The following is an 11,671-nucleotide window of genomic DNA, read 5'->3' on the forward strand; positions in this document are numbered from 1 at the left end:
TTCGATGAATGTACCCCAGAAAATGGCGGTCGCAAAGCTGCCCTAGATGCCTTGCTTCGAGACCAGAGAGGGCGGGCAGGTACCTTATTAACTTCAAAGTTAAACACGTCTTCACCACTGCCAATAGAACTTTTATTTGGATTGAGGTAATCTTTACGAGGATCTTTAGCAATTTTATCTTCGTAATGTTCTGCGGTTAACTCACTGAAGATCAACCTGATAACGGTTATGTATTGAGTACGATGATCACGGTCGGTGGGGTTATGTAGAAGACCTTTTTTGCCAAACTGCAATAATGGAGGTGAAATTTAAAAGATTTTCCTTGAAAAGTGGCGTCATAAAATCCCCAAATAGGGGCGGTAATTAGCTTTTACCTTATTTCTCCTTGAGTCGCCGATTTTTTCAATACCGCCATTGTTAGACGAGAAACTGAAACCAGGCGGTCCTTTTCATCGAAAATTTCAATGCCCCATACTTGCGTGCTCTTACCAATATGAAAAGGTTTAGCAGTGCCGATCACAAAACCTGAGCGCGCAGAACGTACATGGTTAGTATTAATATCTAACCCTACGCAATAAAACTCGTTGGAATCGACACAAAAATTAGCGGCCATGCTCCCCAGCGTTTCAGCTAGGACACAAGAAGCCCCACCGTGCATAAGCCCTATCGGTTGCTGCGTGCGATGGTCAACTGGCATGCGGCCGCAAAGATAATTTTTTCCCACCTCGGTAAATTCAATCCCTAGATGTTCAACCATAGTGTTCTTGCAATGCTTAGCGGCTTTTTGCACATTAAATGGCGTTTTCCAAATGTTCATTATATTCATTTTAAAACTTGTTAGACAAAGGGGAACGCCTCAATTTATCATATCGGAAGGTGAGAATGGAAGAGGTAAAAAAAGGGGGGAATACCCAAAGGTATTCCCTAAATGAACTAATCTGCGGGCTTATTTTTCTTTTTGCGGGAAAAGTGAGTTTGGGTAAGACGCCGGCTGCCAAAATAAAAAATTGTTGAGATTTCGATTTTTTCCTGAAAATTGGAAGTTAAGCACATTAGAACTGTATTTTTTTGACGCTTTTGATTGTGCCAACTTTATTTCTTAATAGTATTATAAAAAGTGAAACTCAATGGTTGGACCAATTCTAGAGGGGCTATGGAAAGTCTGACAACGAAACGCGATGCTTTCACCGTCTTATCGTACAATATCCATAAAGGGTTTAGTGCACGCTATCGCCGATTTGTGTTGCCGGATATCCGCGAAGCCTTACGAGCAATCGACGCAGACATCGTTCTTTTACAGGAAGTGCAGGGAAAGCATCGTAAATCTCGCCTCAAAAAATTTGCCTATACCGATCTTCCGCAAACCGAATTTATCGCTGAATCTAAGTGGCCTCATTACATGTATGGCAAAAACGCTGTCTATGGGTCGGCTCATCATGGCAATGCCTTGCTTAGTAATTTTCCTTTCAAAATGGTAAAGAATATCAATGTTTCACTAAGCCAAAGAGCGAGTCGTAGCATTTTGCATGCTATTATCGATTATGGGCTGACAGTTGAACTTCACGTTATTTGTATTCATCTCGGTTTGTTTCGCGCAGAAAGGGATTATCAACTAATTACATTAAGTAAACGGATTGAGGCGCACGTTCCTCCTCACACCCCATTAATTATTGCCGGTGATTTTAATGATTGGCGTAGGGGCGCATTTAATTGCATGGAAAAAGAGCTTGAGTTAAAAGAAGTTTATAAAGTCCTTGAAGGGAAGCATGCGAAAACTTATCCTGCTTCCCGACCGACGCTTCAGGTAGATAGAATCTATTATCGTGGATTAAAATTGCTTAGCGGTGAAATTTTTAATGAAAGTTATTGGAAAAAATTATCCGATCACTTACCACTACATGCTAAATTCGCTATTGAAAACTAATCGCTCAGTGCTGCTTTTTTTAGCGGTGATTATCGAAATAATCACCGCTATGTCGAATTGACAGTTTAATTGATCAAGCTCAGCCTTTTTACTCAGCCTTTTTATCTGTCAACTCCTTATTTAATTGTTTTATCTCGTCTGTTAAAATCGCGATCTGAAGTGTTACTGCTAAATTATGCTATACTATATCCATTATTCATTTTGTCAAGTATGTATTAAGAAAATGCTTAAAAAAAAATCAAAAATCAACTCGTTAAACGTCTCATTTATTCTTCTTACAGGGCTTGTAGGAATCACTGGTACCACACTTTTTATCGTTTTTGGCCTTGTTCATTGGCCAACGTGGGTTTTGGCGGGAGCGATGCTTATTGCTTGTGGCCTTTCGATAACAGCGGGTTACCACCGCCTTGCCGCTCATAAAAGCTACAAGGCGGCATGCCCTATTCGGCTATTTTTTGCGCTTTTTGGAGCGGCGGCTTTTGAAGGAAGCATTGTAGAATGGGCCACTGACCATCGAAAGCATCACCGTTATACTGACACAGACCAAGACCCCTATAGCGTCAAAAAAGGCTTTTGGTATGCCCATATAGGATGGCTATTTACTCTTGATCCTTCAAAACGGGATTTTAGCAATGTCCAAGATTTACTAGATGATCTTATCTATCGCTTTCAACATCGTTTCTTTCCGATTATTGCTATTCTAATGGGTTTTGGACTGCCAATGGCCATTGGCGCCCTTTGGGGCGACCCGATCAGCGCTCTCGTAATTGCTGTTGCTTTAAGGATTACAGTAGTTTATCAGATGACGTTTTTTATTAATTCACTTTGTCATATGATTGGCAAACAAACTTACAAAAATTCATCTGCTCGGGATAATTGGGTAACCGCCCTGCTTACTATGGGCGAAGGTTTTCATAATTTTCACCATCAATTTCCGATTGATTATCGAAACGGCGTGCGCTTTTTTCACTTTGATCCAACGAAATGGTTGATTTATTTGTTATCCCAGGTGGGGTTGGTGTCTGGCTTAAAGCGTGTAGAGCAACGCAGAATCATTAAATACCGTCTGCAAACCGATACTCAACGTTTGGCACTACTTTCAGGAGAAAGAAAAGAGTAGAGGCCGGCTGGAAGAACTTGAAAAGAGTTATTTAGCATTGAAAGAGGCTCAATTTAAGGCTTATAAAAACCGACTCCGAGAAATACAACAAAAGCTAAAAGCAACGGAGCGCGAGTTTCAAACCTTCTTAACTTTTTGGAGCAAAGTGGCCTAGCCTCTTTAGAGTTGTCAACTTAGTGGATCATAATATAGTGAAAATAATAAGTTACATGGACTAATTGATATACTACATTCATACTGTGAGCCATTTCAAAAAAGCCTTAATGGATCCTACGGGCTTTTACAAGGAAGCAAAAGCAGTATTAGCTGATAGTAGCTTAACTAGAAAGAAAAACTCCAAATTTTAAGACAGTAGGAATATGATGCCCGAGAATTGATAGTTGCTGAGGAAGAAAAAAAGCATGGCGGTTTTTCCAGTGAAACAAACCGATAAATAAAAGCCACTACGGTTGCTGCTAATGCGGTTTTATTGATTTCTTTTCCTATTGCAGAATCTAATATAATCGATCGGCAAGATAGGCCCCATAGCGGGCCACCGATCGTCACCCCAATAAACAGAAGCGAAATTAAACTAGCCGCCTGAGTGCCTGTAAAATGATAGGCCTCCTGCAAGAAAGGCTTGCCCCACAGGCCGCCAAAAACAGCGATGAGAGCAAAGGCGAGGCCGCTATACAAGGTCAAAAACCAATTTAACTTATTTCTTAATACTTGGAGGATATCTTTTAACGTAACGGTTTGAGATTCATAATCAGTTGGAGAAGCTACCGATTTTTATCGCGAATAAAGAGATAAAAAATCCCAGCGATACCGAGACCTAAAATGCCATGAATAAAAAGAGTATTTCGCCAACCCAGGTACTGAAAAAGAAACGCTAATGGCGCTTCACCGCATAAAGCCCCCAACATAGCGGCGGGCGCTAATAATCCACCAACAAAAGCAAATTGATTGGGCGAAACCAAATACTGGCCATTTTCATATAAGTAATGGTGGCAAACGCCGCCCCTGCACCGACCAGCAGTCGCGCGAAAAAGTAGCCACCCACAATGTGTCAGCGATAGAAAAAATTATTGATCCCAAAGCACAACAAACCATAGCAAGGCTGGTTAAGAGTCGAGGGCTGTATTTATCGAGCAAAATACCTACCGCTAATAGCCGCCAAATTACCTAGCCTCCTCCACTGATATGAAAAACGCGCATTAAATCATCGGTGATAGCGCTTGGCGAAACCTGAAGTAGGTATTTATAAAATAAAAACAAAGAACTTAGCGTGATAACCATCGAAGGATAGAGATAAAAAGACCGTCTGCGTTACTTGAATGGAAGCGACTATTGATAAAGTCACCACAGCAATCAAGGGACCGATATTTGGTTATTTTATTATCTCTCGCGTTTTGGGGCTCCACTTGGGTATTCATCGGTTTATTTTTAAGCCTCCCTATTTATGGTGATTCTCACTATTATTTTGGGTAAATTTCCAAAAAGACGACCCATCGCAGCGATGCTATCGGCTACGGGCGAAGTTTATTCGTGATTTTTTCCGGGCCAGGGTTAAACCGTCTCCAATAGGAATGAGAATCATATCGACGCGCTCATCTTTATAAACTTTTTGATTAAAAAGCCGGATAAGCTGGTTGTTTTCACTTTGATTTTCTTCGTCAGCTACCTGACCCCGTCGCAACACATTATCAATGGCTATCAATCCCCCTTCTCGTAGCAACTTTAAAGACTCTTCGTAATAAAGACCCGTATTGGCTTTATCCGCATCAATGTAAATAACATCGTATTGCCAGGCTTGGCCAGTTCCCAATATTCCCTAGCAAGTGCGGTGGACTTTTCATCCACGTCGCAAGTAATGAGTGTTCCGTCTTTTGGCAAAGCCAATCCCATCGCGATGGCGCTGTAACCCGTGAAGGTGCCAATATCGATCAACCTTCTTTGCCTGCATTAATTTAACTAGCAATGCTAATAGTTGCGCTTGCTCTGGTGCTGTTTGCATGGCATAATTAAAAAATGACTGAGTGGATTCTTCTCGTAATTCCGTCAATAGTGGGGGCTCGCGCAAAGAAATCTGCAATAGGTATTGGTATAACTCTGGCGTTAAAAGCGTTGTATTAATAGACATTTTATTGTATTAATCTGCCGCAAATTTGTTCAGCTATCCAGCCTACGATTCCTGCATAATACGTCGATCGGTTCCATTTCATCAAGACATTAAAGTTATTAAAGACCAGAAAATCGGGACCGTCGTAGTGGCGAATTAATTCAGCCTCTTTGTTACCGTGCGGCCAAGGTCTTCCTCCCACGGTGCGAAGACCCATTCGCCGCCATTCTTGAATTGTTTTTTTTAATTTTTCCCTAGAGTATCAAAACCGGATGGGGTATCACTTCGATACCTCAAGGCTGATGAGCTTTCCAACCGTGTTTCGCTAAATACCGACCTCGGTCAATATTCGATATAGTGTTTTTGGTGTTTAGAGCAGCCAACCGGATTCGAAAAGGGTCTGGCCGGGTACTGTGGTATTTTAAAAAAGTAATCCAGCGCTCAAGCTAGGTTCGTTCTAAATGCATTACTTTACGGCTGGGTTCTTTCGCCGTGCTAAAAGTCCGATCAAACACCTCTGGAGGTATTCCACGCGAAATAGCCTCTTCTCGCAATTCTTAACCAAACTGGGTTGCTGAACGGCCCAAGCCAATAAATTATGATGAATTATCTAGAAGAAGCCAAGCGGAGAGAAAGAAGATAAACGCTGAAAGAAGAATAAAGTTTCCCTTTGTTATAACTTTTTTTTCTTCCCTTTTTTGAATTTCCAAAATTAAATGTAGTACAGGTAAGAAAACTTACTGCTTTTAGAAGAGGCCGTAGGAGTTAGTTTTATTTAAGTATTGATTAAGTATTGAGATTTATCTTTTAATAGTTTGATAATAAATTAAAAATCGACTTTGCCATGATTGGAGTCAACGAATTGTTGATAGAGTTCTGTTGCGCGCTTTCCAAGCGGGGTATTTGCTTTGTACCATTATTTAGCGCGTTCAAAATCCTCTTTTTATCTCCGAGCATAAAAGTTAAACCAGCTGTTTCAGCTGCCGCAACGCCATCTGAAACGGGAGGGTTTAATATTGAAATGGGGAACTTTTCTGCTTCTTTGTGAAGTTTCTCGTGATCCCTCTATATCAATGGATGAGCTGTCAATATAGAGGGCTTAATGACTGATATATGAATGTCCCCGAAATATGTAGGGTTTCCAACCGCCAAGGGTATGATAAACAACGGGAACCGGAATAGGAAACGTTAACCCCCAGTATTCCCACTTTATATTTCAAAGTTTCCCAATCACAACCATTAACGATTAGTTCAGCCCCCTTTTCGATGCCCAAATTGATAAAGCCCTTAACTTTTTCTAAGTGTTCTCTAGTCACTAGCGGTTGGAGCTGCGTACTTTTTCTTTTAAGCGCTGAACAAGCGCATCCACTAGGATATCGGTTATTGCAACTACGACATATAAAAATAAGGCGGCTGAAAGGTCTTTTTCAGAAGGTTTTAGAACTAAAGTATTGCCGCAAGCGATAAGCCGGCACAAACCACAAACATCCACGCCGATATCATTACGGGGAAATTAAAAGGCGTGATGCCTACGCAGACCCCTAGCGGTTGGCGAATGGTGTAGCTATCAAGATCATTGCTTACATTTTCCGAATAGGAGCCTTTTAACAAATAAGGGGTACCACAGGAAAATTCGGTTAATTCAATAACGCGCAGCACTTCTCCTTTCGCGCCTTCGAGTATTTTGCCATGCTGCGAAGTTAATAATTCCGCTAATTTATCAATATTCTTATCAAGAAGCGCTTTGAATTTAAAAATAACACGAGCCCGACACAAAGGAAGGGGTAACCAACGACCAAGAATTAAAGGCGTTTCGCGCGGACTCAACAGCTTCTGCTACTTTTCTTCTGCAGTGTCCAATCCCACCTGCGCGTTCACTTCTCCTATCGCGGGATTATAAACTTCCTGATAAGTTTCTCCTTTACTATCAACGAATTTACCATTGATATAATGGCCAATTTTTCTCATTCTAAATTCCTTTACGGATTCTTAAACTTCTTTAAGGTGCAAGGCGTATAATTTTCCATTCTTGGTTTTCTTTAAGGTAACAAAAGCGATCGTGCAAACGGTGTTCCTGCCCAACCCAAAATTCCATGCGATCGGGAATTAAACGAAATCCGCCCCAAAATTCAGGACAACGCACATCATCTTGAAATTTTTCCCGATATTTTTTATAGCGCGTGATGAGATATTCACGATCAGGAATTTCCTGACTTTGTTCCGAAACCCATGCCGCGATTTGACTTTCACAAGAACGCGTCTCAAAGTAAGCTTCTGATTCCTCTTGCGTTAGGCGTTCAACTCGACCCTCGCCGCGCACTTGCTTATAGGTTTTTGGCCAATAAAAAACCCAAGCAGCCTGTGGATTTTCATCTAATTCATAAGCTTTCCGACTGTGGTAATTCGTAAAAATGAGAAAGCCGCCCTTAGAAATTCCCTTATATAAAACATTTCGCGCAGAAGGATTACCTTTTAAATCAGCGGTCGCTAGCACCATCGCATCTGGATGAAGGGTTTCATGACGGATAGCCTCGTCATACCATAATTTAAATTGTTCTAAAGGATCGCTTAGAAGATCAAGTCGAAACATATTTCCTCGCTTCTGGTAGAATTAATTTGACCGCTTTTTCTCTATTCGACGCATCTGATAGGCTAAGAAATTTATAATTTTCGGTAACCAAAAATAAGAACATATTATATCAAGACGATAAAAAGCCAATTATACCAGCCTGGGATAATAAACAACCGCTTTTGAATCACTGACAACCCCTGCTCACGCTCGGAAAGCACTTTCAGTTGACCTCGGAAAAACACAAAAAACCGAAACGCCGGTTTTCTTTAATTCGGCCTGTAATCCAAAAGAAAATGATTTTACAAAGGCTTTGCTAGCGACATACGCCGCCTGTGAAGTGACGAGCACAAATGAATAAACAGAACGAATATTCACAATGCTTCCCTTCTCTTGCTTAATTATGGACGGCAATAATTTCCGCGTTAATTTGACCAGCCGGTCGATATTAACACGCAACATTTTTTCCAAGGAATCAAACGGAATTTCAGAAAAATTTTGACAGCACCCCACGCCCCATTATTCCCCCATTATTAATTAACAGATCAATTTTCAACTGTTTTTCTTCAATAAATTTCATTATTAAAAACCTTAGATCTGTTATTTTCGAAAAAATCAATCGATTATACCTCATCCGTTTTGGAAGGTATAATGAAATAATCTTTTCCTTCTTGCCAGCTCCTTTTATTCAAGGGATTATTTGTGCAATAAGCAACATAACGATGATCGAGCAGTCGGTAGAATAAATGTTCATCGCGTCCTTTGGGAATCCCTAAGCGGCGAGTTTTTACAATTTTCGAAGGGCGATAACCGTTATCACTGATAAAAAAATGCTGCTTTGAAAACTGTTTTTGGTCCCATTCTTTAACGCGTAAATTAAGCGATTTGCATAGCAAAGTTTGACCTGAACACAATTTTTCAGGCTTACGGCAATCAGCTTTATTTTTAGGAGGGTTGAGTTGTTGCATCGTAGCTATCATCGTTTCTAAATTTTTCGCCTCACGATAAGGGGTAGCTGATTTTATTAAAACAGCATTGCCTTCTCCTTGGCAACTAATGTTAAATGAATCACCCCCACGTGCATAATACATATAAATTGTGCCGGCAGGCATAAATAATCCTTTGCGTTTTTCAGTAAAGCCCAATGAAGCGTGACTGGCTTTTTCATGTTTATAATAAGCTTCGGTTTCAATAATTTGAGCGCACAACCATTGTTTTTCATAATGCACATGAATTACTTTACCTAGTAAATTCTGAGACAGTTCGAACGCATCACGGTCAAAAAATTCATTGTTCAACATCATTTAAAAATGCCTCAAGTTGGTTGATTCCTTGGTCCGACAATAAACCCCATTTGGTTCGACGCCACAAAATATCCTCAGTCGTTTTTGCTCACTCGTTTTTAATTTAGATAATCCACTTCCCTTCTATACAAACCCCTCCAAAATGCTTCGAAATCGTCGATCGGCGCGCGCTTTCTAAAAAACAGTTCATTAACGATCGATAATGGCTGGCATAATGGAATAATAGTGCTTTCGGCAGCCAGGTATATTTTTCCTTCATTAGGCGATAAAAATTGATTAAAATCGCCTCTTAAATCACCGTTTGGCAAAAGGGTACTCGCTCTCCAAGACGAACCAATTTAGGAAAACAAGACTTTAATTTTGACAATACCCGTTCCGCCAGTGATAGATAAAATAGGCGTTTTTCCGTTGTCGTCATTTAACTCTAAATGGTGTTCGCGTGTAATTTTTTGAGCTTTTTTGGATTTATCATCAAATAAAGCGCGAACAGGCGCATAAGACGAGCGAATACCATTTATGGTTAGTGGTTTAGTAAAATAATAATTGATCGAATCAATTAAATAATTCGTTTCTTCTTCAGAAATGTGTATTTTATTAGGATCTCCTTCGATTGACAAAGAGTTCGCGTCAATACGGTAGCCCCTTTTGCTTTTGCACCTAGGGCATTGGTTACAACTAAACGGGCATCATCTACCTGACAATCGGTGTATGTGAATCCTAAAGTAAATTTCTCTTTGGGGGGCTTCCCTCGGGAGCGCTGAGCAGGTTTAAGCGCTTTCTCCCTTGTAGCGACTGACTACGCGCTGGTGATTTTTATAAGTCTTTTTTAAATCTTCAATTATTAGCGCTTTCAAGGCGGTTACGTGTATGCGTGTTGCTGCTCTCTTGATTTAGCAATCCGAACCACCAAAGATCGTCCTTGTAAATCTTTGCCATGAGCGTCTAACGCTTTAACGGCTTGTTTTGGAGTAAAGTACGTCACAAACGCATAGCCTTTTGAATGGCCCGTACGAAAATTCCTAACAATTTTAACAGATTCAATCGCGCCAAATCGGGAAAAATATTGATGCAAATCGTTTTCCACTATATGATAGGGCAAATTACCAACGTAAATTTGATCGTTATTATCATTTTTGCATGACGAATCGCCTAATCGATCTCTCCCTCGACCAAACATAGAAATGACAATGAGAAGGAGAATTAGAGAAAAACAAACTAAAGCCGTAAAAATAATCGAACTTATTGACATGGCATCCTACCACTATTTTAAAATTAAACAATAGAACTATCCTACTAGGGATTTTCCAAATTAATTTTTGGTCATTCAATTTAATTAAATGACTGACGAAGGATTTTAAATGAGCGAAAAGCGCTTGTAAAGGCAGACTGTCATTCTGACATCTAGGCGCTAATGACAAGATCGCAATGAAGATGCAGGCTTAAAATTAAAAATTGTAATTTAAATCACCCATCACAGCGTATCTAGCGGGAATGTTATCGCCTTCGGGCGTACCTGCGAATTGTAAATTGAATCCCACTTTTTGAGAAACCGAATAATCAACCCCCAAGGCAGCATAAGGTGAAATTTCACTCTGGGTATTTGAGAAATTAATGCCAGAAACATCCTCCATACCAGGAAGGGTGGTAATAAAGACTTAGGCAGCTCCAATTTTTGCAAACACGTTGTACCCTTTTTTAAGGGAATGATAGCTTTCCCGACTGCATAAATTTCCGTATTGCTTTTTTCGGCAACAGTGCCAGACTTGAGATTGGGAAAGTGTGTGTAATTACCTTCCAATGCAAAATATTTATTGAACTGACAACTAGCGCCGGCATTATAAACGCCGTCGTTGATGGAACCGAAATTGGTAATCTTGGAGTTTAGCCCGCCTAAATCTCCATTTGCGTATAATCTGCTCTATTCCCCCACAGCCGCCCCCTGGGCAAGCTCTCTGTGCCGAATCCCACAGCTACGGTTGCAATCAGAGATAAGTCTATATTTTTCATTATAATTTAACCCTCTGTCCCTTGATCTGCTTTAACCTTGCAAAACCCTAGCTATTCCATAACCAGCACCGAGAGTCAAGCTAAAATCTCGCAGCAAAGTGAGCAACCTTAGCTGAAGCAATGGTACGATTCAAATCGTTTATTCAAAATAATTTTCACTCTATTGCACTTTATTTAAATTAATAGATAAATATTAAGCAATTATGAATTTAAAAGTGTAGATTCATCAACAAATAGCCTGTATGAAGCGCAGTGAAATACGGGGATGATAGACGAGATCATTATTTTCCCGTATTCTGCTTTGGTCTATACGTATATGGCCCCAGGGTTGTTGTCAACAATCAGTTTTGACGAAAAGAACGTATATGCGGCTTCACCGAGCCACCGCATGAATTAGCCTCATCAACCTCAGGTTTTACCTTAACGTCCTTAACATCACATTGCCGCGTTTACTAATCCGCGACAAGACCTCCTTATTCTCACTCGCGTGTTGTGGAGGAACTAACCCAATAAACACCAACAACTTGCCAGAAACAGATGAAATTGATGAATGTCCCTCCCCGTTCGCATAAACCGGCAGCGCCGTTAAATCCCCCCGGCTGCGCTGTACCCGTTGACAATCCTCATTGGTTTTTACCACGGCTTT

General features: G+C 40.5%; 4 protein-coding genes and 15 pseudogenes. 4 read left to right on the plus strand and 15 right to left on the minus strand.

Annotated elements, in window-relative coordinates; all coding sequences use genetic code 11:
• Positions 1–293: pseudogene (locus OWO34_RS09755) on the minus strand (hypothetical protein); the annotation flags it as partial.
• An 82-nt stretch (positions 294–375) separates the two neighbouring features.
• A pseudogene (locus OWO34_RS04335) lies at positions 376–826 on the minus strand (hotdog fold thioesterase).
• A 327-nt stretch (positions 827–1,153) separates the two neighbouring features.
• Between OWO34_RS04335 and OWO34_RS04340 the strand changes: the two are divergent.
• The 3 genes and pseudogenes from OWO34_RS04340 to OWO34_RS09760 all read left to right on the plus strand — a co-directional run bounded on the left by OWO34_RS04340 (position 1,154) and on the right by OWO34_RS09760 (position 3,477).
• The gene (locus OWO34_RS04340) at positions 1,154–1,924 is read left to right on the plus strand and encodes an endonuclease/exonuclease/phosphatase family protein (protein ID WP_267256681.1); all 771 of its coding nucleotides are present in this window, start codon (positions 1,154–1,156) and stop codon (positions 1,922–1,924) included.
• 223 nt (positions 1,925–2,147) lie between these two features.
• Positions 2,148–3,198 (plus strand): annotated as a pseudogene (locus OWO34_RS04345) (fatty acid desaturase).
• Positions 3,199–3,262: 64 nt separating this feature from the next.
• Positions 3,263–3,477: pseudogene (locus OWO34_RS09760) on the plus strand (hypothetical protein).
• Between the two features lie 89 nt (positions 3,478–3,566).
• Here OWO34_RS09760 and OWO34_RS04355 read toward each other — a convergent pair.
• Together OWO34_RS04355 and OWO34_RS09765 are read right to left on the minus strand one after the other, a co-directional pair.
• Positions 3,567–4,349: pseudogene (locus OWO34_RS04355) on the minus strand (MFS transporter); the annotation flags it as partial.
• Positions 4,342–4,413 (minus strand): annotated as a pseudogene (locus tag OWO34_RS09765) (hypothetical protein); the annotation flags it as partial. The pseudogenes OWO34_RS09765 and OWO34_RS04355, both read right to left, overlap by 8 nt.
• On the opposite strand from OWO34_RS09765, the pseudogene OWO34_RS04360 reads away from it, so the two are divergent.
• Positions 4,410–4,575, plus strand: a pseudogene (locus OWO34_RS04360) (AI-2E family transporter); the annotation flags it as partial. The pseudogenes OWO34_RS09765 and OWO34_RS04360 overlap by 4 nt on opposite strands.
• Here the strand turns inward: OWO34_RS04360 and OWO34_RS04365 are convergent.
• The 11 genes and pseudogenes from OWO34_RS04365 to OWO34_RS04415 all read right to left on the minus strand — a co-directional run.
• Positions 4,546–5,166, minus strand: a pseudogene (locus tag OWO34_RS04365) (O-methyltransferase). The pseudogenes OWO34_RS04360 and OWO34_RS04365 overlap by 30 nt on opposite strands.
• Before the next feature lies 1 nt (position 5,167).
• Positions 5,168–5,822: pseudogene (locus OWO34_RS04370) on the minus strand (lytic murein transglycosylase).
• A 149-nt stretch (positions 5,823–5,971) separates the two neighbouring features.
• Positions 5,972–6,244 (minus strand): annotated as a pseudogene (locus OWO34_RS04375) (NAD(P)-binding domain-containing protein); the annotation flags it as partial.
• A gap of 103 nt (positions 6,245–6,347) precedes the next feature.
• Positions 6,348–7,113 (minus strand): annotated as a pseudogene (locus tag OWO34_RS04380) (aldehyde dehydrogenase family protein); the annotation flags it as partial.
• A 31-nt stretch (positions 7,114–7,144) separates the two neighbouring features.
• Positions 7,145–7,735 carry a pyridoxamine 5'-phosphate oxidase gene (pdxH, locus tag OWO34_RS04385; RefSeq protein WP_267256682.1) on the minus strand — a complete coding sequence of 197 codons (591 nt, stop codon included), beginning with the start codon at positions 7,733–7,735 and terminating at the stop codon, positions 7,145–7,147.
• 21 nt (positions 7,736–7,756) lie between these two features.
• Positions 7,757–8,297 (minus strand): annotated as a pseudogene (locus OWO34_RS04390) (SDR family NAD(P)-dependent oxidoreductase); the annotation flags it as partial.
• A gap of 40 nt (positions 8,298–8,337) precedes the next feature.
• Positions 8,338–9,018, minus strand: a complete 681-nt coding sequence (locus OWO34_RS04395; protein WP_267256683.1) for a DNA-3-methyladenine glycosylase — start codon at positions 9,016–9,018, stop codon at positions 8,338–8,340.
• A pseudogene (locus OWO34_RS04400) lies at positions 9,002–9,828 on the minus strand (glycerol-3-phosphate dehydrogenase); the annotation flags it as partial. The gene OWO34_RS04395 and the pseudogene OWO34_RS04400, both read right to left, overlap by 17 nt.
• Positions 9,829–9,877: 49 nt before the next feature.
• Entirely contained in the window at positions 9,878–10,267 is a 390-nt protein-coding gene (locus OWO34_RS04405; protein WP_267256684.1) for an RNA-binding protein, read from the minus strand.
• A 196-nt stretch (positions 10,268–10,463) separates the two neighbouring features.
• Positions 10,464–11,025: pseudogene (locus OWO34_RS04410) on the minus strand (outer membrane beta-barrel protein).
• 421 nt (positions 11,026–11,446) lie between these two features.
• Positions 11,447–11,671, minus strand: a pseudogene (locus OWO34_RS04415) (transposase); the annotation flags it as partial.

The sequence above is a fragment of the Coxiella endosymbiont of Ornithodoros maritimus genome (assembly GCF_907164965.1).
Taxonomy (GTDB): Bacteria; Pseudomonadota; Gammaproteobacteria; order Coxiellales; family Coxiellaceae; genus Coxiella.

What these genes read in the sequence shown, in the direction of transcription:
- OWO34_RS04340 (WP_267256681.1), top strand. Translation starts at nt 1,154, where the DNA reads ATGGAAAGTCTGACAACGAAACGCGATGCTTTCACCGTCTTATCGTAC.
- pdxH (WP_267256682.1), bottom strand. Translation starts at nt 7,735, where the DNA reads ATGTTTCGACTTGATCTTCTAAGCGATCCTTTAGAACAATTTAAATTA.
- OWO34_RS04395 (WP_267256683.1), bottom strand. Translation starts at nt 9,018, where the DNA reads ATGATGTTGAACAATGAATTTTTTGACCGTGATGCGTTCGAACTGTCT.
- OWO34_RS04405 (WP_267256684.1), bottom strand. Translation starts at nt 10,267, where the DNA reads ATGTCAATAAGTTCGATTATTTTTACGGCTTTAGTTTGTTTTTCTCTA.